Origin of the sequence: Bradyrhizobium sp. CW1, assembly GCF_023100665.1 — a bacterium.
Taxonomy (GTDB): Bacteria; Pseudomonadota; Alphaproteobacteria; order Rhizobiales; family Xanthobacteraceae; genus Bradyrhizobium; species Bradyrhizobium canariense_D.
The window spans coordinates 4,808,816-4,829,240 of sequence record NZ_CP064684.1; the positions used below are offsets into that span (position 1 = coordinate 4,808,816).

A 20,425-nucleotide genomic window follows, 5' to 3' on the forward strand; every position below is an offset into this window, starting at 1 on the left:
TGACGGGCGCGCCGGGCACGTGAAAAGCGCCGGAAACACGGGCATACCGCGCCATTCCCCCAACCTAAGGCCGCCACGCATGTCGCGATCCTACCCTGCTCCATCGCTCGTTGGTTCGTTGATCGCGTCGCTCTGGCTGGGATGTGCGGCAATGCCGGCGCATGCTGAGCTGAGCGCGAATGTCATGGCCGACGTCCATGCGTTGGCACAAAAAGAGCAGCAGCCGCTGCTCGATACGCTGCGCGATCTCGTCAGCATCGAATCCGGCAGCAAGGATGTCGAAGGTCTGAACCAGATCGCCCAGCGCGTTGCCGGCCAGCTCAAGCAGCTCGGCGGCACGGTGGAGATCCTCGAACCCACCGACGTCTATCGCCTCGACGACACACCCGAGAAGATCGGCCCGGCCGTACACGCCGTATTCAAGGGCACCGGCAGCAAGAAGATCATGCTGATCGCCCACATGGACACCGTGTACCTGAAGGGCATGCTGAAGGATCAACCGTTCCGCATCGACGGCGACAAGGCCTACGGCCTCGGCATTGCCGACGACAAGCAGGGCGTCGCGCTCATTCTTCATACCGTGGCGTTGCTGCAGAAGCTGAGCTTCCGGGATTACGGCACGCTGACGGTGCTCACCAATGGCGACGAGGAGATCTCCTCACCGGGCTGGCGCAGCACCATCACCAGGTTCGCTGCGGATCAGGATGTGGTGTTCTCCTTTGAAGGCGGCGGTACCGACGGCACGCTGCGGCTGGCCACCAGCGGCATCGGCTCGGCCTATCTCACGGTGCAGGGCAAGTCGTCACATGCAGGCTCACGGCCCGAGGGCGGCGTCAACGCGCTGTACGAACTCTCCCACCAGCTGCTGCAGATGAAGGACCTGTCCAAACCAGAGCAGGGCCTGAAACTGAACTGGACGGTCTCCAAGGCCGGCACCAACCGCAACGTGATCCCCGCGGAGGCCACGGCCCAGGCCGACGCACGTGCACTTAAAGTCACCGATTTCGACGAGCTCGAGAAGACACTGCAGGAGAAGATCAAGAATCACCTGCTGCCCGAGTCCAAGGTCGAGCTGAAATTCGAGGTGCGCCGTCCGCCGCTGGAGGCCAACGACGCCTCACGTCGAGTCGCGGCCCACGGCAAGACGATCTATGAGGAGATCGGACTGCCTCTCAAAGTCGACGAGAAGGCGACCGGCGGCGGCACCGACGCGGCGTTTGCCGCACTCAAGACCAGCGGAGCCGTGGTCGAAGGCATGGGTCTGTCGGGCTTCGGCGCGCATTCCAACGACGCCGAATATGTCAAACTCGACAGCATCGTGCCGCGTCTCTATCTGACCACGCGCATGATCATGGATTTGTCCACCGGCAAGCTGAAATAGCCGTCGCTTTCGCCTTCTCCCCTCATGTCCGCCGAAGCCTTGGCGAAGGCGGATGCGGGAGAAGGTGGCGCGTCAGTACCGCACTGCGTTCAAATTAAGGTCGTCCGACTTCTCCGCCAGCCTGAACCGCAGCGTGAACTGCGCGCCGCCGCCCGGAAGATTCTCCACCGCAACCGTCGCCGCGTGATCATCCGCCACGGCGCGCACGATCGACAGCCCGAGGCCGGCGCCGTCGCTGCGCTGGCGGTCGGCGCGCCAGAAGCGGTGGAAGATCAATTCGCGCTCGGCTTCCGCGATTCCCGGCCCGCAATCGCGCACGCGCACCGCGCCATCCTCGCTCACATCGACATCGACCGACGTGTCCATTGCCGTGAACTTGATGGCGTTTTCGGCGAGATTGAAGATCGCGCGCTGGAGCATCACCGAATTGCCGTGGATCAGCACCGGCGCCTCGGTGCCCCTCAGCGCGATATCCTTGTGCTGTGCGATCGCGAGCGGCGCGATCGAACCGACCACCTCGGCGCAGACCGCGCGCAAATCCGCGGTCTCGCCGGGATCGAGCACCAGCGTGTCGAGCTCGGCGATCTCCAGTAGCTGCGCGACGATGCGGCTCATGCCCTCGATGTCCGCATGCAGCGCATGCCGTGCGGCGCCATCGCCGAGCGTCTCGATCCGCGTGCGCAGGATCGCGAGCGGCGTGCGCAATTGATGCGCGGCGTCGGCGGTGAACTGCCGCTGCACCCGAAAGCCGTCCTCGAGGCGGTCGAGCGCCTGGTTGACGGCGGTGACGAGCGGCATGATCTCGCGCGGAATCTGCTCCGTCGGCAGGCGGATGTCCGTGCGCGCCGGGCCGATATTGCTCGCCTCCTCGGAGGCCTTCCATAGCGGCGCAACAGCGCGGCGAAAGATGATGATGTCGATGCCGAGCAGGACCAGCAGGATCGGAATGGTGATCCATCCGACCCGCCGGAAGAAGTTCGATACGATGTCGTCGATGATGACGTCGCGGTGCGCGAGGTCCTCCGCGACGCGAATGCGTATCACCTTGCCGTCGATAGTGCGGGTGACTCCAGCCCCGGAAATCGTTTCGGAGAGCGGCGGTGGCGCGGCCGCCGCAGTGCCGGTCTTGCGCCGCGACGAAAACAGCAGATTCCCCCCGGCATCGCGAATGTCGTACTGGTAGCGGCCATAGGCTTCTGAATAAAGGCCCTTGAGACTGTCCGGCAGGTTGAACGTCAGCAGCCCGTCGGGCTGGGCGACGATGCGCTCGGCCAACACCTCGGCCTGCGCGCGCATGGCATCGCGATGCAGCTGGTCGATCTCTGAATTGAGCAGCCAGAACAGCACCAGCGGCAGGAAGATCGCGACCACCGCGACCGCCACGATGTGCAGGAACACGATGCGCCAGATCAGCGATTTGAACGTCGGCGACCTCCCATGGATCCCGGCGCGGAATCCGGCGTGAGATCCGATCCGGGCCACGCTATTTCTCCTCGGCCATGAGATAGCCGACGCCACGGATGGTGTGGATCACGACCTTGGCGCCATGCTCGGCGAGCTGCTTGCGCAGCCGCGAGACGTAGACCTCGACCGCGTTGGAGGCGACCTCGCCATCGAGGCCGAAGATGTGGTCCTCGACGTTCTTCTTCGGTACCACCCGCCCCTGCCGGCGCAGCAGGATCTCGAGCACCGAGGTCTCGCGCGCGGAGATGATGCGCGGCTGGTCGTCGACGAAGATCTGGCGGCTCTCGGTGTCATAGACGAGGTTGGCGAGGCGCAGCGAGCGGCCAAGCAACTGGCCCGGACGGCGCAGGATCGCCTCCAGTCGCGCCACCAGCTCCTCCATCGCGAACGGTTTTGCGAGATAGTCGTCGGCGCCGCTGCGCAGGCCGCTGACACGATCTTGCAAGCCGCCGCGGGCGGTCAGCACCAGCACCGGCAACGGCTCCATCTGCCGGCGAAGCTCACGCAGCACCGACAGGCCATCGCCGTCGGGTAGTCCGAGGTCGAGGATCATCGCGGCATAGCTGACGCTGCTGACCGCCTCGCGCGCTTCGGCAGCGCTGCCGACGATGTCGCTCTCATAGCCGGCCGCCGACAGCCCGCCGGCAACGAGCCGCGACAGCTCGGCATTGTCCTCGACGATCAGAAGGCGCATCGCATTTTCCCGCGGGATGTTCCGGTGTCACCGCACGGCTTCCGCCGCATCTTCGCTGTCTTCCATCATCCGGGGCATCTCGGCCAGCGAAAAAGCACCCGGCGGGCCGGCCGCTCCCTTCCGTCAGGTTCCTGTAAGCCAGTCCGGGCACGAGCGGATGAGGTCGCGGATGGCCCGGAAATTTACCTCCTTGGGCCCCGCCGCCGTCGGCCCTGCCGAGGAACGAACACCCCCGCGAACCGTTCAACTCAGCTGCAACATTTCTCATTTGATGGGGCGTCGTGCAGACCACCTAAGGTAATGCACATGCGCCTTGCACGACGAACACGTTCCAGCTCCCTTCTATCCGATTGCTTGAGCGCCATCACGCGACATCCAGGCGCCGCCGCGTTTGCTGCCGCAGGTACCCTCGTTGCGGCTACCGCAATCATAAACCGGCGGCTCGCGAACAAAGCGCAACGCGATAATCCTCCGCAGGGTCGGTTCATCGACGTCGAGGGGGTTCGCCTGCACTATTTGGAACGCGGCAGAGGCAAGCCGCTGGTCTTGTTTCACGGCAATGGGAGCATGGTCCAGGATTTCGTCTCGAGTGGATTGATCGATCTCGCAGCCGAGAACTACAGGGTCATGGTGTTCGATCGTCCCGGTTTTGGGCATAGCTCGCGGCCAAGGCACGTCGTCTGGACTCCGGATGCCCAGGCGGACCTGTTCAAGAAGGCCCTCGATCAGTTGGGCGTCTCTCAAGCGATTGTCCTTGGCCATTCATGGGGAGCGTCGGTTGCGGTTGCGCTGGCGACAAGACATCCTTCGTTCGTGCAGGCTCTCGTATTGGCCTCGGGCTATTATTTCCCGACTCCCCGCGCGGACAGCGCGGCGTCGGTGCTGTCCGCCCTACCGGTGGTCGGGGACGTCATCAGCTCCACGATTTCGCCGCTAGCCGGTCGGATGATGTGGCCCGCGATGTTGCGCAAGCTGTTTGGCCCCCGGCCGGTCCCGAACAAGTTCGCCGGCTTTCCGAAAGAAATGGCGTTGCGCCCATCACAGATGCGGGCCACAGCGGCCGAAGCGACCATGTTGATCTCCGCCGCATTCTCAGGTTCGAAGACTTATGCAGAACTCAAGATGCCGACGATCATTATCGCGGGCCAGAACGATCGTCTGATCGATATCAAGCAGTCGGTCAGGCTGCATGGCGAGGTCAAGCAGAGCAAATTGCACCGGATCGACGGAGCGGGACACATGATTCATCATTCCGCAACCGCTGATGTGATGGCGGCCATCGACGAAGCTGCTGCCGAGGCGGTGTTGACTCATGGAAGGGAAGGCCCAGGCGTTTCGCGAAGCAACGCGTAATCGCTCACGAACAACGCCGCTGATCGCCGTCGGCGAACCTCACGGCTCGTTTGCGGAGGATCGCTTCTGAGCCAACTCGGGCGCGGGACCACACTTCAACCCGCCCTCTCGGTCGAACGGAGACCTTTTCGACCGGGTATGGTATCTGTCGATCGCCCGTTGGCCGAGGTGCCGATTGGTCAGATAAAGCGGGAAAACGAAGCACAATGGTTCCTAGCCAGGTGACGATGCCCTTGTGGCACGAAAAGCACCTCCGGGCTGCCACTCGCGCCGCCGGTGTCGCTCTATGGTCCTGGAACGTTGATACCGACGCCATCACCATGGATGAACCCGCGTACGACCTTTGGGAGGTGCCCAAGGGCGAGCAGAAAATTACGTTCGAGATACTGTCCAAGAACATCCACCCTGCCGATCTCGAGAGGGTGAGATCGGCATTTGCCGCTACTCGCGCAGTCGTAGGCTCCTACGAAATAGATTTTCGTATTCTGACCGGCAGCGATATCCGTTGGATTTCCGCGCGGGGCCAGGGCGACGATGCCGACATCGCGGATCGAACGATGTTCGGTATTTTCCTGGACGTCACCCAACGCAAGCAAGCCGAGGAAGCCAACGAGCTCCTGGCGGGCGAGATGAGCCACCGGCTGAAAAACCTTCTCACCGTCGCAACGGCGCTGACGCAAATGAGCTCACGCTCGGCAGCATCAAAAGAGGATATGGCCCAGGAGCTGACCAGTCGCCTGATCGCTCTTGGACGTGCTCAGGACCTTGTGCGCCCGGTACCGGGACGAAATAGAGAAGGGACGCTTCTCGGAGACCTCATCTCTGTTCTGCTTGCGCCGTACGATGAGGAAGGAGCCAGCGTTCGTATTCGTGTCTCGGTCCCCAAGATGAACGTGGGAGAGGCTTCCAGCACAGCACTCGCCTTGGTGATGCATGAACTGGCAACCAACTCTGCGAAATACGGTGCGCTGTCCCTTTCAAGTGGCACCCTGGACGTATCGTGCAACGCTCACGAGGACGAGGTCGTGGTCAAGTGGACGGAGCGGGGTGGTCCCCCCGTTGTCGCTCCAACAAAGCTCGAAGGCTTTGGAAGCCAGTTGGTGCACCGAAGTATGGCCGCCCAGCTTGGCGGGACCATAACTTTTGACTGGTCGGAAGAGGGTGTGGTGGTCATCCTGCGCATGAGCAAAGACCGTCTTGCGAATTGATGTTCAGCTGATTCCCCGCGCCCACTCCTCTCACCCGTCTGCGATCGGCCCTTGGCTTTACTTCGTACGACGCTCCTGAAAAGCGGCTCTGAGTTCGGCCAGTTCATCGCTTGTCGCTCCCAATTCCACATCGGCACGGCTTGCGGGCAAATCCTTGTAAGCAATCGGCTGATCGAACTGGCTCGCCGTGAAGTCGTACCGCCGGCCTCTAATGCGATTGTAAAAATGGTCGCCGGCCGGCAGCGGCGTCCTCAGCAACTCGCCGCCGAAGAGCTCGTGAATCAGCAGCGAGGTGACGTTGCATTGCCCTGCCGCCGGATTGCTCGCCGTCCATTGACTGGCGGTTGCCAACGACCAGGCCTTGCGCAGCGCGCTTTGAACCTCATCGGGATCGAAGCTCATCATCAACCCCAGGCCAGCCGCCGAGGCGCTCATTTCGGATTTTGCGATAATGCCTTTATGCCACTGTTTTGCCCGACGAGTCAAACGATCTCGCTGAAGCACGCGCGCCTGCCCGCTTTGACGCCCAAAAATACGAAGTTGCCCTCGACCGCGCGATGCTCGGGCGTGCCTGCCAATTAGCCCATCGCATCAAGCTGTTGGCTACACTCGCAACGCCTTGTCCTCTCACCCCTCGTCTACTGTGCATGGGGTTGTTTTTCAGATTTTTTGTTGGAGGCCCCGCCCGTCCCCCGGCGACAACGCCGCTCCGCAGCGTCGCCCCAAAGAAAAAGCCCGGCCTCGCGAACGAGACCGGGCGTGTCGTCTTGCGACTTGTTCGAAGATCAGCCGCGGGTGCGCGAGCGGATCATGAAGCTGTCGTAGGTGTATTCGGCGACCTGCCACCACAGATATTCGTCGGAGCGGTAGGCCTGCATGGCGTCGATCGACTTCTTGAAGTCGGGATTCTTGGCCGAGATCTCGCCCCACAATTCGTTGGTCGCCTTGAGGCAGGCTTCCAGAACCTCATTGGTGAACGGGCGAAGCTGCGTTCCGCCGGCGACCAGACGCTTCAGCGCGCCGGGGTTCACCATGTCGTAGCGCGCGGCCATCCAGGTGTTGGTGTTGACGGTCGCGTTGGTGAGGATCGCCTGATAGTTCTTCGGCAGCTCGTTCCACTTGTCGATGTTGGCGAAGGCGTGAACGGTCGGACCGCCTTCCCAGAAGCCCGGGTAGTAGTAGTACTTGGCGACCTTGGCGAAGCCGAGCTTCTCGTCATCGTAGGGACCGACCCATTCGGCCGCGTCGATGGTGCCCTTCTCGAGCGACGGATAGATGTCGCCGCCGGCGAGCTGCTGCGGCACCACGCCGACCTTCTGAAGCACCTGGCCGGCAATGCCGCCGATGCGCATCTTCAGGCCCGACAGGTCGGCAACGGTCTTGATCTCCTTGCGGAACCAGCCGCCCATCTGGGTGCCGGTGTTGCCGCAGGGGAAGCCCACCACGTTCGTCTTCTTGAAGAACTCGTTGGCGAGCTCGTTGCCGCCGCCTTGGTACAGCCAGGAATTCTGCTGGCGTGCATTCAGGCCGAAAGGCACCGACGCGAAAATCGCGAAGGTCGGGTCTTTGCCGACGTAATAATACGACACCGTGTGGCACATCTCGACGGTGCCCTTCTGGGTCGCATCCAGCGCCTGCAGGCCCGGGACGATTTCACCCGCCTGGAAGACCTGGATCTGAAACTTGTTGTCGGTCATCTCGGCGACGTACTTCGCCATCTGCTCGGCACCGCCATAGATGGTGTCGAGCGACTTCGGGAAGCTCGACGTCAGGCGCCACTTGATCTCGGGCGAGGACTGCGCGATCGCCGGCGAGGCCACCGCGGCGGTCGCCGCCGCGCCGGCTGCCGACACTTTCAGGAAATCACGACGCTTCATCTTCAGTCTCTCCTTGTTGGGGCGTTTCCCCTAACTTCCTCTTTGCTGCCGCTCATTCCGGCGACGCGTTCTTGGGCCGCGTCGAACCGAAGGGGCTTGACTGCCGTGGGCCTTTAACACGGAAGCCCTGCTTTCGAAACGCGACATTGGCATGACAGGGCTCTACGAAAGTCGCATGTCCCCAAGGTATTGGTTTCAAGGGATCGGCTTGGATCCGCTTAGGCCGCGGCGATGACGCCCTTGAGCTGGTCCCGCACCTGTCCCGCAATGGCGCGGTAGATCGCCGCATGGGGACCATCCGGCTCGCTGTCCACTACGGGCGTGCCCGCATCCGAGGTGGCGCGAATCGCCATGTGCAGGGGGATCTCGCCCAGGAATGGTACCCCGAGCTTCTCGGCCTCGTGGCGCGCGCCGCCATGGCCGAAAATGTCGGATTTCGTGCCGCATTGCGGGCACTGGAAATAGCTCATGTTCTCGACGATGCCGAGCACGGGCACGTTGACCTTCTTGAACATCGCAAGCCCCCGCCTTGCGTCGATCAGCGAGAGGTCCTGCGGGGTCGAGACGATCACGGCGCCCTTCAAAGGGACGTTCTGCGCCAGCGTGAGCTGGGCATCGCCGGTGCCTGGCGGCATGTCGACGACGAGCACATCGAGCTGGCCCCATACGACGTCGCGCAGCATCTGCGTCACTGCCGACATCACCATCGGCCCGCGCCAGATCATCGCGGTCTCTTCCTCCACCAGGAAGCCGATCGACATGATGGCCAGGCCAAAGCGCCTGAGCGGAATCATCTTGCGCTCGTCGTTCAGCTCCGGCTTCTCGTGCAGGCCCGTCAGCCGCGGCACCGATGGGCCGTAGATGTCGGCATCGAGCAGCCCGACCTTGAGGCCGAGATCGCGCAGACCGAGTGCCAGGTTGAGCGCGGTGGTGGATTTGCCGACACCGCCCTTGCCCGAGGCGACCGCGATCACGGCCGCGACGCCCGGAATCTCGGACTGCCGCGCCATCGGCGATTGGGCGCCGCCCTGCGGCGGCGGCTTGTGGGCGTGGACGGGCTGCACGCCCGGCGTGCCGCGGCTGGGAGTTGGCGGCGGTGGCGGCGCCGCGCCGGCCTTCCGCTCGGCGGTCAGCGCCACCATGACGGTGGTGACGCCGGGAATGGCGCGCACCGCGGCCTCGGCCTCGGCCCGGACGGATTCCCAGGCTCGCGCTTCGGCGGCATCGACATTGATCGAGAAGAACACCTTGCCGTCGGCCGCGCTGATCGCGCTCAGCACATTGGCATTGGTGAGCGCGACCCCGCGGGGCGACTTGATCCTGGCGAGGCTGTCGAGAACCTGTTGCTGCGTCACGCTCAAAGCGCATCTCCTAGAATTCAAGATGCCCCATTAGAGCGGAAACGCCCAAAAGGCTACTGCCTGCCGATATCGTCAGCCATCTCGGCGGGCGCGGCCCCCTGCTCCAGGGCCGCCTCGTAGTTGAGCTCGATCATGACCCCGTTGGGGTCGTGGACGAAGATCTGCCAGAGCTCACCGCCGGGCACTTGGCGGGAGTCGAACTTCATCCCCTTTGAGGCCAGCCGCTGCTTCATGCCGTCAAACCCGCGGCTGGCGAAGGCGACGTGGTGGACAACGCCGGAATCCGGCTTTTGTGGCTCGGCAGTCGGAGAAATATCGACGAGGTGCACCACCGGCTTTCCCTCGCTGTACATCCAGGCGCCGGGGAAGGCGAAATTCGGCCGGGCGCCTTTTTCCAGGCCCAGCACGTCCTCGTAGAAGCGGACGGTTTCGGCCAGATTCCGGGTCCGGACATTGAAATGATCGAGCACGCCCACGCTTACGCCGCCCATGCCTTCGCTCCCTTTTTTTGAAGTCCTTAGGTCCACCATCCTAACACAGGCGGGGGCCAAACGAACCCGTTGCCCTCCGGCCTCAAGGGTTTATGGTGCGCCCGATCTGCCGCAATGGCGGAACCGGACGGCCCTCGCCCGGCAAGAACCGTAAAACCCAAACTACGGACAAGGTACTACAGATGGCTAAAGTCGCTTTCCTCGGTCTCGGCGTGATGGGCTTCCCCATGGCCGGACACCTCGTGAAAAAAGGGGGCCATGAGGTCACCGTCTATAACCGCACCGCGGCCAAGGCGAAGGAGTGGGCGGACAAGTTCGGCGGCAAGACCGCGGCGACCCCGAAGGCCGCGGCCGAGGGCCAGGATTTCGTGATGTGCTGCGTCGGCAACGATAACGATCTGCGCGCGGTCACGATCGGTGCCGACGGCGCGTTTGCCGGCATGAAGAAGGGTGCAACCTTCGTCGACCACACCACCGCTTCCGCCGAGGTCGCGCGTGAGCTCGATGCGGCCGCGACCAAGGCCGGCTTCAAGTTCATCGACGCACCCGTGTCCGGCGGCCAGGCCGGCGCCGAGAACGGCGTGCTGACGGTGATGTGCGGCGGCGCGCAGGACGCCTATGCCGGCGCCGAGCCGATCATCACAGGCGCCTATGCGCGGATGTGCAAATTGCTGGGGCCCGCCGGCTCCGGCCAGCTGACCAAAATGGTCAACCAGATCTGCATCGCCGGCCTCGTCCAGGGCCTCTCCGAGGGTATTCACTTCGCCAAGAAAAGTGGCCTTGACGTCGCCGCCGTGATCGAAACCATCTCCAAGGGCGCCGCGCAGTCCTGGCAGATGGAGAACCGCTACAAGACCATGAACGAGGACAAATACGATTTCGGCTTCGCGGTCGAATGGATGCGCAAGGATCTCTCGATCTCGCTGGCCGAAGCCCGTCGCAATGGCGCCAATCTGCCGGTGACCGCGCTCGTCGACCAGTTCTACGCCGAGGTCGAGAAGATGGGCGGCAAGCGCTGGGATACATCGAGCCTGCTCGCGCGCCTGAATCGCTGACACCTCACGAAGTGATCCTGCCTTGCTGACCGCACTCGCCGCAATCTTCATCCTCGCCTATGCGGCGATCGCGCTCGAGCATCCTATCGGGGTGAACAAGAGCGCGTCTGCGCTACTCGGCGCGGGCGTGCTCTGGACAATCTACGCGCTCGCGACCGGCGACCACACGCTGGTCGGCCGTCAGCTTGACGAGTCCGTCGCTGCCACCGCGCAGATCGTGTTCTTCCTGGTTGGCGCGATGACCATCGTCGAGGTCATCGACGCCCATGACGGTTTCGAGGTCATCACCTCCCGCATCAGCACGACCAGCCAGGTCCGTCTGATATGGCTGATTGGCTTCGTTACCTTCTTCCTCAGTGCAATCCTCGACAATCTGACCACCACCATCGTCATGGTCTCGCTGATCCAGCGGCTGATCGCCAAGCGCGACGACCGCTTGCTGTTCGCCTCCCTCATCGTCATCGCCGCAAATGCCGGCGGCGCATGGACCGTGATCGGCGACGTCACCACGACCATGCTGTGGATCGGCGGACAGATTTCGCCCCTGAAAATCATGAGCGCGGTGTTCCTGCCCTCCTTGCTCAACCTGCTGGTGCCGCTCGCATTCATCAGCTTTTCACTCAAGGGCAAGACCATCGCACCACCGCCGAAAGAGGACGGATTGCAGGGCGTCGATCCGTTCGAGCGGAACGTGATGTTCTATCTCGGACTCGGCGTACTGATCGCGGTGCCCGCCTTCAAGACGGTCACGCACCTGCCGCCCTTCATGGGCGTCCTGCTCGGGCTTGGCATCGTGTGGTTGGTCGGCGAGATCGTTCATCGCAAAAAGGATGAGCATGTCCGCGGTCCCCTCACGCTTGCGAATGCGCTGACGCGGATCGACATGGGCTCGATCGTATTCTTCCTCGGCATCTTGCTCGCGGTCGCCTGCCTCGAACATGCCGGCCTGCTCTCCATGGTGGCCAAATGGCTGGACACCGCGATCGGCCGACAGGACATCATCGTGATCGTGCTCGGCCTGCTCAGTGCTGTCATCGACAACGTGCCGCTGGTCGCCGCGACGATGGGCGTGTACAACCTCGCGCATTATCCACCCGACAGCTTCATCTGGGAGTTCATCGCCTATTGCGCCGGAACCGGCGGCTCGATCCTGATCATCGGCTCGGCCGCAGGCGTCGCCGCCATGGGGCTCGAGCGCATCGAGTTCCTCTGGTACGCCCGCCGCATCGCCGTTCCCGCGCTCGCCGGCTATCTGGCGGGCGCCGTGGTGTACATCGCGCAGCACGCGGCGCTGCATTGAGCGGCTCACGCCGGATCCAAAATTAACGCCGGGTTAACGTAATTCTTTAGCTCCTTAAGTCACCTCTTAAGGATTTCTTGCCAGAGATAGACAATGCAGAAGGCCCGTCCCGCGCGGGCAGGAATTGTTGTTGTGCGATGAGTAAACCCGCTGAAAAGCCCGAGGTTGTGCAGCTTCCGGCCGAGCCGGTGAGCGTGCCGTCGGCGAGCCATCGCCGGGCTGCGGCACAGCGGGTGCGCGAGGCGCGCGATAAGTTAACGTCGACCAGTGGAACCCGGCCGGCTTTCGATGCCGAAATGCTGCGCCAGTACGCCCAGACGCGGCTGTCGGCCTCCTATGTCGTGATGCTGCTTGTGGTCGCGACAGGCGTGCTGTTTGGGCTGTGGATGCAGCCGATCCCGGCCGCGGCCTGGACCGCCGGCATGCTTTGCATTCATGCCGCAATGATCCGCAGCTGCCACCGCTTCCTGGCCGAGCCCGCCTCGCCCGCGGCAACGCGCGCATGGCAGACGCGTTTCGTCGTGCTCGACCTGCTCTATGGCCTTTGCTGGATGGCGATCCTGATCCATCCCGTGCTCGACATGATCACGGAAACGCTGATGATGTTCCTGATGCTGCTGGTGATCGCAGTATCAAGCATGCTGGCCGCCAATCTGCCGATCGCCGCCCTCGCCGCCACCGCACCGGTCGCGGTCGCGATGGCGCTGAGCTTCGTGATGACTGGCTCGCTGGATAATTACATCCTGGCCGCGCTCGCCGTCGCCGCCGAAGGCTATTTCGTGTTGCTGGCTCACCGCCTGCACTCTTCGACCTTCGCCACGCTCGAGGCGCGGGCCGAGAAGGACGCGCTGATCGGCGAGCTCGAACAAGCCAAGGCGATCTCGGACGAAGCGCGCCACCGCGCCGAATCCGCCAATGTGGCCAAGTCGCGCTTTCTGGCGCAGATGAGCCACGAACTGCGGACGCCGCTCAATGCAATCCTCGGCTTCTCGGAAGTGATGAAGAGCGAGATTTTCGGCGCGCATGCCGTGCCGGTCTACAAGGAGTACTCGGCCGACATCCACAATTCCGGCGTCCACCTGCTCAACCTCATCAACGAGATCCTCGATCTGTCGCGGATCGAGGCTGGCCGCTACGAGCTCAACGAGGAAGCGGTCTCGCTGGTCGGCATCGTCGCCGACTGCCATCATTTGATGAAGCTGCGCGCCTCGAGCCGTGGCATCACCATCCACGAGGTGTTCGAGCAGGCGATGCCGCGGCTGTGGGCCGACGAGCGCGCGATCCGCCAGGTCGTGCTCAATCTGCTCTCCAACTCGATCAAGTTCACTCCGCAGGGCGGCGAGATCTGGCTCAAGGCCGGCTGGACGGCCTCAGGCGGACAATATCTCTCGGTGAAGGACACCGGCTCCGGGATTCCCGAGGACGAGATCCCGGTCGTGCTCGCATCGTTCGGCCAAGGTTCCAATTCGATCAAGTCGGCCGAACAGGGCGCCGGTCTCGGCCTGCCGATCGCCAAGAATCTGGTCGACCTGCATGGCGGTACATTCACGCTGAAATCGAAGCTGCGCATCGGCACCGAAGTGATCGTCACCTTCCCGCCCGAGCGCGTGATGAGCGCGCTGGCGCCGATGTCGGATGATTCTCCGCCGCTCCAACCCGAGAGTTCCGCGGTGGCGGACGAGAAGCGCCGGCCCCGCCGCAAGCCGATCATGAGCGCGGGTACGGGCTCGTAACGAGATGCTTGCAGACATGCCCGACCATCCGCCACTATGCCCCAATGAGCAAAGAAACGCCGTGCGTGGCGGTCTGCATGATCGACCCCAAGACCAGGCTGTGCTTCGGCTGCGGACGCACATTGCCGGAGATCGCGCGCTGGCACGCCATGGAGAGCGCGGAGCGGCTCGCCCTCATGGCGCTGTTGCCGGCGCGCATGAATCAGGCTGGACTTCCGCCCATCGCGGGATCGCCGAAACACACCTGACCGGTCGGCGCGCATCTGGAAATGCGCAATGATCCGCTTTCTGCTCGTCTTCATCATGCTCGCCTGCACGGCCGGTGCCGTCGTCGCCTATGGCGATTCCGACCAGATCGCGCGCGCAAGCAGCAAGGTCTCGCATATCTTTCGCACGCAGACCGCAGCGCCCGCGCCCGCCGTGCAGATTCCGCGCGGCCAGGGCGGCGAATTCGCGCTGCGCGCGAAGATCAACGGCGTGGCCGCACCGATGGTCATTGACACCGGCGCGACCTCGGTGGTGCTGACCTGGGAAACCGCGAAGGCGATCGGGCTGCCGCTCGAGATGCTCGAATACGACGTCGATCTCGAAACCGCGGGCGGTCATACCAAGGCGGCCCGCCTCACGATCGACCGCCTCTCCGTCGGTCACCTCGTCGAGAAATCGGTGCCAGCCCTCGTCGTACAGCGCGGGCAGATGAAGACCAACCTGCTCGGGATGAGCTTCCTCGATCGCCTGGAGAGCTGGGGCGTGCGCGCCGACAGGCTGATGCTCACGGGTTATCCGGAGCTCCAGACCAGTCGCCGCCGCTCGCGCCTGGCAGTCGACTAGACTCTTGCAATCCGGCTCGTCATGCGATTACGGCTAGGCCGCCGCCTCCGCCGGTGCGCGCGCACCGACACGCGCAATCGCTTCGCGTAGCACCTCGAGGCCAGCGCCCGGCTTCACCCCCTGCTCGGCAAGATGCCGGCGGAAGGCGCGCGCGCCGGGGACGGCGTGGAATGCGCCGACGAAATGCCTCGCCATAGAGTGCAGCCTCGTGCCGCGCGCGAGCTGCTGTTCGATGTAGGGCACCATCCCTTCGAGCGCATCCTGCATCGAGGCATGCGGCGCCGCCTCGCGGAAAATGTCGGTATCGACCGAGAGCAGCCGCCACGGCTCCTGATAGGCGGCTCGTCCAAGCATCGCGCCGTCAACGTGATCGAGATGTGCCCTTGCCTCGTCGACACCGGGGATGCCGCCGTTGATGATGACAGGCACATCCGGCATCGCGCGCTTGAGGCGATAGACGCGATCATAGTCGAGCGGCGGGATGTCGCGATTCTCCTTTGGTGACAAACCGCTGAGCCATGCTTTCCGGGCATGTACGATCAGCGCATCGCAGCCGGAGTCAACGACTGCGTGCGCAAGGTTGTCGAGCGCGACTTCGGGATCCTGGTCGTCGATCCCGATGCGGCACTTCACGGTCACGGGCACGGCCACCTCACCCTTCATCGCCTCGACGCACCTCGCCACGAGATCAGGCTCTGCCATCAGGCAAGCGCCGAAACGGCCGTCCTTCACGCGGTCGGAGGGGCAGCCGACGTTGAGGTTGATTTCGTCATAACCGAACTCCTCGCCGATCCGCGCCGCCAGCGCCAGCTCGCGTGGGTCCGACCCGCCGAGTTGAAGCGCGACCGGGTGCTCGACTAGGTCGAACCCAAGCAGCCGCTTCCGGTCACCATGAATGATGGCGCCAGTGGTCAGCATCTCCGTATAGAGCAGCGCCCGCCTCGTCAGGTGACGGTGGAACACCCGGCAATGCCGGTCGGTCCAATCCATCATGGGCGCCACGGAAAAGCGATATTCTTGATATTCCAAGTAGTTATCCTATCCTTACAATGGACTAGAGCAGGAACAAGTGCACACGTGTGCACTCCAAACTAGCCAAAATTGCACACGTTTGTACCGCGTTTGATCTCCCGGTGCACACTAGCGCACATGAAATCCGGGTGGAGCGCACACGCGGTGCCGACCTTTAAGAAGCTCAAGTCGGGCAGCTGGCGCGTTCAAGTCAGGAGGAATCGTATCGCACTTCGTAGTCCTGGCCGTTAGCCACGCGGGCGCGATCTTGTTTGCGTCCCCGTGCGGTCTCCTTCTTCGCTGCCATCTGCTCCTCCGTCCGCGAAACTCATCGCGGTGCGACGCTTCAAGGAATCGCGAGTTCCTTCAAAGAAGCTGTTGCGAGCGCGAGGCCGAACGAACGCGAGCGACGCAGCATCGCGGCTCCAACTTGGTGGGCTTTTCCATTTTCAGTTCCTCGACCGCCTGCACGAAGGCTTCGTCGCGCCGCATGAGCAAAGCGGCCATTTGGCGCACGTCGCGCGAGCTGGTTTGCTCCGGACTTTCGCCCGGAGCCCGCTCCCGTTTTCTTGCAGATGCTTCTCTAGATCCTCCTAAAACCCACGGCTCGGGAAAACTTGGAACTTCTCAGCCCAGCGTAGGTTGGTTGCCGATCGTTGAACTCAGGAGCCGAAAATGAGCCGCGGAATGCCATCGATGACCGCCCTCTTGGGTATGCTCGCAATCGCGGGGTATCAAAATCGGGACAAGCTGGCGGACATGTTTCGCAATGCGACCTCCGGCCAGCCGGCGGGTGCCAAGGATTCCCTGAGCGGCATGCTCGGCAGCCTTGGCGGCCTAGCGGGCACCGGAGGCGTGGGTTCGCTGCTGAACGGCGGGATCGGCGAATTGCTCGAGCACTTCAGGCAGAACGGGCAAGGCGATGTGGCTCAATCCTGGATCAATCAGGGGCCGAACCGCGAAGTCACCCCGCCCGAACTCCAGCAGGCTATCGGTCCGGACGTCCTTCAAAAACTGGAGCAGCAGACCGGCTTGTCGCAGCAGGAGATTCTCGACCGTTTGTCCCGAGAGCTTCCGACTGCCGTGGACAAATACACGCCTGATGGACGTCTTCCGGCTTCATCGGCGGGATAACACCACAGCGATCGAGGGAGAGACATGAGCATCATCTGGACGATCATCATCGGTTTCATCGCAGGCGTCATCGCGAAGTTCATCATGCCCGGCGACAACGAGCCCTCGGGTTTCATCCTGACCACCATCCTGGGAATAGTGGGCGCGTTCGTTGCGACCTATCTTGGCCAATCTCTCGGCTGGTACCGGCCAGGAGAAGGCGCAGGACTAGTGGGGGCAGTGGTAGGCGCCATCATCGTGCTTTTCGTCTACGGTTTTGTAGCCGGTCGCAGCCGTCGGGCCATCTAACCACAGTGCACGGAATTCTGCGCGTCAGCGGAGAATTCGCCCGGTGTGAAAGGCGATCGGCAAGATGAAATGGATGCTCGTTGTCCTGGTAGGAGGCATGACCCCGGTCAACACCGACCTGGTGTTCGACAAGTTCGCCGATTGCCTTGCCGCCGAGGAGCAGATGCGGAAACATTATACCGACGCCTTCGAAGTCTGGGACCGATGGGCCGCCGCGAATATCGAGCGAAGACGCGAATACACGAAGGTGCGCGACCTCCAGGCCAAACGCCTGCTCAGCAACATCGGTACGTGCGTTCCTCATGCGGGCGGCGACCCCGCGGCGCTTCAGCAGCAGAGCAATCCGACACCTCCCCAAACTCCTCAAGCCGCACCTATGCTTCAGCCAAGTCCGAAAACGTGATGTCTGAACGTTTCGAACAGGCGCAGCCGCAAACGAATGTTGCAGCTGCGCATTCATCGCCCCTGCCTTCATTGTTCTCGCCCGCGCTGACCTTTGGCCTGCTGACGATTATAGGTGAACGCCTAAATGTCGCCCTGACGGACCTGCGGGCTGACGATGTCGGCCGAACTATAGCGCAAGCACCGGCTCAAGGCCCTCCTGCCGCGCCACAAGCTGATCGCGTTCAGCAAGCACCGCAGCCAAAGTAAAGGATGAGCGGGTCACGACCTGGGTGCATCCTTCGTTGGTCGTGGAAGTGAAATTAGCGGAGTGGACCAGCAAGGGCGAGCTGCGCCAGCCGGTCTATCTCGGCCTGAGGTCGGACAAATTGGCCAAGGACGTCGTTCGCGAAAAGAAATGGCCGCGAAAATAGTACGCCGAGACGAAACGTGGACCCCAGGAGTTCAACCAGCGGTGCGCTCGGATGCCGAAGGCCACGGCGGCAGGGGCGGCAGTCCGAGGGCCTTGCGTACTGGTCCGAACGACCTCCGGTGAGCTGCGCATGCACCAAGCCTGGCGAGCGCCTGATAATGAGCCGGCACCGGGTAGCCCTTGTGATCCGCGAATCCGTAGCCGGGGTGACGCACATCGAGCGTCCGCATTATGCGGTCGCGCTCGACTTTCGCGAGGATGGAGGCGGCGGCGATGCTGGCGGACTTGGCGTCGCCTTTAATGATGGACTGCTGAGGGATCTCGATTTCCTTCAACCGCTTCGCGTCAATCAGCAAGTGCTGCGGCGCCAACCCTAGCCCCCGGACCGCACGCTGCATCGCCTGGATGCCTGCCCAATAGATGTTGATCGCGTCGATCTCCTCGACCTCGACGAATGCCACACACCAACTCTCTGCCTTTTCCTTGATCTCCTTCGCGAGTTCTTCGCGAGCGGCGGCATCGAGTTTTTTCGAGTCGTCAATTCCGATTATCCGCGTGCCGGGTTTCAGGATCACGGCGCCGGCGGAGACTGGCCCGGCGAGAGGGCTCATTCCCGCCTCGTCCACGCCTGCCACAATATGATGGCCGCTTGCCCAGAGAGAGGTCTCGAAGCGGAGCATCTTTCGCAGGCGCTGCCCTTCGGACCTGTTTTCGGAGCGCCGTTTATCGATGGAAGCCAGGATGGCACGGGCTCCCGCGCGGGCGTCGGCCCGTAAGACCTGCTCGACGCTGGCCTCGAGGGGTCTTTTCTCGACGACATAGCGCCGCCGCAATTCATCGAGTGAATACTGGGACATGGCGGCCTTCCTGAAGATTGACTGCGGGAAGCGTGTCGGTGAAATTTGTGGCGATTGTCTGAAGCTAGACCATGCCGTCATCGACTGCGCAGCGCCTTGTCGAAAGAACCGGACCGGCTCTCCATCTGAGGTCCCGCTGTTCTGGAGGCCACTGATCCACACCTCGCGTCCACCGACCTCCGAGCGGAACCAACCGGTGTCTTCATCCCTTTAGAATGAGTGGAGCCTCGATCCCAGGGTGCTTCCGAGGGGACCGGCCCATGCTCCGACAAACCAGCAACGAAGAAGAGGTTCTGGACCGCACCGCGGGGGTCGCGGCCACCATCGCGGAAGAAGGCCTCCGGTATGTCAGCGACTCCGCGCCGGGGTACACGCGCAAGCGGACTGGAACCACTTTCAGCTACTACGACAAGGACGGCAAGCGCATCACCGATGCCGCCGTCATCCGACGCATCAAATCAATCGGCATCCCGCCGGCCTACGAATCCGTGTGGATCTGCCCGTCTTCGAACGGCCACATCCAGGCAACCGGGCTCGATGCGCGTGGCCGCAAGCAGTACCGCTACCACGCAAAATGGCGCGAGTTGCGCGACCAGAACAAGTACGAGCACATCATCCAGTTCGCGGCCGCGCTGCCAGCGCTGCGGGAGCGGGTCGCCGCCGACATGAAGCGGGACGGACTGCCCCGCGAGAAGGTGCTGGCCACGATCGCCAGTCTTCTGGAGAAGACGTTGATCCGGGTCGGCAACGCCGAGTATGCCGAGAAAAACAAGTCCTACGGGCTCACCACTATGCGCCGCAAGCACGTCGCGGTCGGGCGCGGCGTCCTTCGGTTCGACTTTACGGGCAAGTCGGGCAAACAGTGGAAGCTTCGCATCGAGGACAAGCGGATAGCCGCGATCGTGAAGCGCTGCGCGGAGATCCCCGGACACGAGCTCTTCAAGTACCTGGACGACGACGGACAGCCCCGCACCGTCGATTCCGGCGACGTCAACGCCTACATCAAGGATATCACGGGCGAGGACTTCAGTGCCAAGGATTTTCGGACTTGGGCGGGAACGGTTCTGGCAGCGTTGGCCCTGACCGAATTCAAGAAGTACGATAGCCAGGCCGAGGCGAAGCGCAACGTCGTCGCCGCCATCGAAAGCGTCTCGAAGCAGCTCGGCAACACACCGGCGATCTGCCGCAAGTGCTACGTGCACCCGGAAGTCCTGAACGCCTACATGTCTGGTGACCTCGTGAAGATGATTGATGCCAAGATCGCGCAGAAGTTCAAGCGCCAGTACGCCAAGCTCACTCCCGACGAGATCGTGGTGCTGGCATTTCTCCGCAAGCGTCTCAATTCTCTGAAGGCGCCCGCCTAGCCTCGCGTACCAGTCTCCGGACGCCCGCGTCCTCCTCGATGCTTGCGCGCACGCCTCGGCAGGTGCCGGAAGCTGTCGAAGGCGAACAGAAGCTGGCCGGCGTGCTTGTTATTGTCGGCTTGCTTGCCGCCTTCGCGCTTTCGGCCAAACGTAAAAGGGCATTGGACGCCTTCTGAATCAATCACGTGTTGGCCCACCTGCCAGAGTGC

22 protein-coding genes and 2 pseudogenes are annotated in these 20,425 nt (G+C 62.9%); 14 read left to right on the forward strand and 10 right to left on the reverse strand.

The window, feature by feature from the left end; all coding sequences use genetic code 11:
- The first annotated feature begins 79 nt into the window (after positions 1–79).
- Positions 80–1,381 carry a M20/M25/M40 family metallo-hydrolase gene (locus tag IVB54_RS23755; protein WP_039800683.1) on the forward strand — a complete coding sequence of 434 codons (1,302 nt, stop codon included), beginning with the start codon at positions 80–82 and terminating at the stop codon, positions 1,379–1,381.
- Positions 1,382–1,453: 72 nt separating this feature from the next.
- On the opposite strand, the gene IVB54_RS23760 is transcribed toward IVB54_RS23755, so the two are convergent.
- Together IVB54_RS23760 and IVB54_RS23765 are read right to left on the reverse strand one after the other, a co-directional pair.
- Entirely contained in the window at positions 1,454–2,863 is a 1,410-nt protein-coding gene (locus IVB54_RS23760; protein ID WP_018459384.1) for an ATP-binding protein, read from the reverse strand.
- A gap of 1 nt (position 2,864) precedes the next feature.
- Complete coding sequence (locus IVB54_RS23765) at positions 2,865–3,539, reverse strand: response regulator transcription factor (protein WP_007592584.1); 675 nt, start codon at positions 3,537–3,539, stop codon at positions 2,865–2,867.
- 306 nt (positions 3,540–3,845) lie between these two features.
- Between IVB54_RS23765 and IVB54_RS23770 the strand changes: the two genes are divergently transcribed.
- Both IVB54_RS23770 and IVB54_RS23775 read left to right on the forward strand, forming a co-directional pair.
- Positions 3,846–4,892 carry an alpha/beta hydrolase gene (locus tag IVB54_RS23770; RefSeq protein ID WP_026233795.1) on the forward strand — a complete coding sequence of 349 codons (1,047 nt, stop codon included), beginning with the start codon at positions 3,846–3,848 and terminating at the stop codon, positions 4,890–4,892.
- A gap of 227 nt (positions 4,893–5,119) precedes the next feature.
- A complete protein-coding gene (locus IVB54_RS23775) occupies positions 5,120–6,100 on the forward strand; it encodes a sensor histidine kinase (protein WP_157643099.1) in 981 nt (326 codons plus the stop codon).
- A gap of 57 nt (positions 6,101–6,157) precedes the next feature.
- Here IVB54_RS23775 and IVB54_RS23780 read toward each other — a convergent pair whose 3' ends face one another.
- The 4 genes from IVB54_RS23780 to IVB54_RS23795 form a co-directional block, all read right to left on the reverse strand.
- A complete protein-coding gene (locus tag IVB54_RS23780; RefSeq protein ID WP_085395846.1) occupies positions 6,158–6,502 on the reverse strand; it encodes a hypothetical protein in 345 nt (114 codons plus the stop codon).
- A 383-nt stretch (positions 6,503–6,885) separates the two neighbouring features.
- Positions 6,886–7,977, reverse strand: coding sequence for a TRAP transporter substrate-binding protein (locus IVB54_RS23785; RefSeq protein ID WP_018459388.1), 1,092 nt, complete (start codon positions 7,975–7,977; stop codon positions 6,886–6,888).
- A gap of 218 nt (positions 7,978–8,195) precedes the next feature.
- Positions 8,196–9,338 carry an Mrp/NBP35 family ATP-binding protein gene (locus IVB54_RS23790; protein ID WP_018459389.1) on the reverse strand — a complete coding sequence of 381 codons (1,143 nt, stop codon included), beginning with the start codon at positions 9,336–9,338 and terminating at the stop codon, positions 8,196–8,198.
- Positions 9,339–9,391: 53 nt separating this feature from the next.
- Positions 9,392–9,829 carry a VOC family protein gene (locus tag IVB54_RS23795; protein WP_018459390.1) on the reverse strand — a complete coding sequence of 146 codons (438 nt, stop codon included), beginning with the start codon at positions 9,827–9,829 and terminating at the stop codon, positions 9,392–9,394.
- A gap of 182 nt (positions 9,830–10,011) precedes the next feature.
- On the opposite strand from IVB54_RS23795, the gene IVB54_RS23800 reads away from it, so the two are divergent.
- The 5 genes from IVB54_RS23800 to IVB54_RS23820 all read left to right on the forward strand — a co-directional run bounded on the left by IVB54_RS23800 (position 10,012) and on the right by IVB54_RS23820 (position 14,748).
- The gene (locus tag IVB54_RS23800) at positions 10,012–10,884 is read left to right on the forward strand and encodes an NAD(P)-dependent oxidoreductase (protein ID WP_026233796.1); all 873 of its coding nucleotides are present in this window, start codon (positions 10,012–10,014) and stop codon (positions 10,882–10,884) included.
- Positions 10,885–10,906: 22 nt separating this feature from the next.
- Positions 10,907–12,184, forward strand: a complete 1,278-nt coding sequence (gene nhaD / locus IVB54_RS23805) for a sodium:proton antiporter NhaD (RefSeq protein WP_247776468.1) — start codon at positions 10,907–10,909, stop codon at positions 12,182–12,184.
- A 137-nt stretch (positions 12,185–12,321) separates the two neighbouring features.
- The gene (locus IVB54_RS23810; protein WP_018459393.1) at positions 12,322–13,917 is read left to right on the forward strand and encodes a HAMP domain-containing sensor histidine kinase; all 1,596 of its coding nucleotides are present in this window, start codon (positions 12,322–12,324) and stop codon (positions 13,915–13,917) included.
- 44 nt (positions 13,918–13,961) lie between these two features.
- Positions 13,962–14,165, forward strand: a complete 204-nt coding sequence (locus IVB54_RS23815) for a DUF1289 domain-containing protein (RefSeq protein ID WP_018459394.1) — start codon at positions 13,962–13,964, stop codon at positions 14,163–14,165.
- A 28-nt stretch (positions 14,166–14,193) separates the two neighbouring features.
- Entirely contained in the window at positions 14,194–14,748 is a 555-nt protein-coding gene (locus IVB54_RS23820; RefSeq protein ID WP_018459395.1) for a TIGR02281 family clan AA aspartic protease, read from the forward strand.
- A gap of 33 nt (positions 14,749–14,781) precedes the next feature.
- On the opposite strand, the gene dusA is transcribed toward IVB54_RS23820, so the two are convergent.
- The 3 genes and pseudogenes from dusA to IVB54_RS23835 all read right to left on the reverse strand — a co-directional run bounded on the left by dusA (position 14,782) and on the right by IVB54_RS23835 (position 16,266).
- Positions 14,782–15,777: a tRNA dihydrouridine(20/20a) synthase DusA gene (dusA, locus tag IVB54_RS23825; protein WP_018459396.1), complete on the reverse strand. Its 996-nt coding sequence runs from the start codon at positions 15,775–15,777 to the stop codon at positions 14,782–14,784.
- A 199-nt stretch (positions 15,778–15,976) separates the two neighbouring features.
- Positions 15,977–16,066, reverse strand: a pseudogene (locus IVB54_RS23830) (DUF3606 domain-containing protein); the annotation flags it as partial.
- 59 nt (positions 16,067–16,125) lie between these two features.
- Positions 16,126–16,266 (reverse strand): hypothetical protein, encoded by a 141-nt coding sequence (locus tag IVB54_RS23835; protein ID WP_018459397.1) that lies wholly within the window; start codon positions 16,264–16,266, stop codon positions 16,126–16,128.
- A 168-nt stretch (positions 16,267–16,434) separates the two neighbouring features.
- On the opposite strand from IVB54_RS23835, the gene IVB54_RS23840 reads away from it, so the two are divergent.
- From IVB54_RS23840 to IVB54_RS23855, 4 genes and pseudogenes are all read left to right on the forward strand, one after another.
- Positions 16,435–16,893, forward strand: a complete 459-nt coding sequence (locus tag IVB54_RS23840; RefSeq protein WP_026233798.1) for a YidB family protein — start codon at positions 16,435–16,437, stop codon at positions 16,891–16,893.
- Between the two features lie 24 nt (positions 16,894–16,917).
- Positions 16,918–17,181, forward strand: coding sequence for a GlsB/YeaQ/YmgE family stress response membrane protein (locus tag IVB54_RS23845; RefSeq protein WP_018459399.1), 264 nt, complete (start codon positions 16,918–16,920; stop codon positions 17,179–17,181).
- Positions 17,182–17,245: 64 nt separating this feature from the next.
- Entirely contained in the window at positions 17,246–17,584 is a 339-nt protein-coding gene (locus tag IVB54_RS23850) for a hypothetical protein (protein WP_018459400.1), read from the forward strand.
- A gap of 238 nt (positions 17,585–17,822) precedes the next feature.
- Positions 17,823–17,996 (forward strand): annotated as a pseudogene (locus IVB54_RS23855) (DNA ligase); the annotation flags it as partial.
- Positions 17,997–18,027: 31 nt separating this feature from the next.
- Here the strand turns inward: IVB54_RS23855 and IVB54_RS23860 are convergent.
- Entirely contained in the window at positions 18,028–18,852 is an 825-nt protein-coding gene (locus tag IVB54_RS23860; RefSeq protein WP_018459402.1) for a ribonuclease HII, read from the reverse strand.
- Positions 18,853–19,112: 260 nt separating this feature from the next.
- Between IVB54_RS23860 and IVB54_RS23865 the strand changes: the two genes are divergently transcribed.
- On the forward strand, positions 19,113–20,216 hold the full coding sequence (locus tag IVB54_RS23865) for a DNA topoisomerase IB (RefSeq protein WP_018459403.1): 1,104 nt from the start codon (positions 19,113–19,115) through the stop codon (positions 20,214–20,216).
- A gap of 38 nt (positions 20,217–20,254) precedes the next feature.
- Positions 20,255–20,392 (forward strand): hypothetical protein, encoded by a 138-nt coding sequence (locus IVB54_RS23870; protein WP_018459404.1) that lies wholly within the window; start codon positions 20,255–20,257, stop codon positions 20,390–20,392.
- The last annotated feature ends 33 nt before the right edge of the window (positions 20,393–20,425 follow it).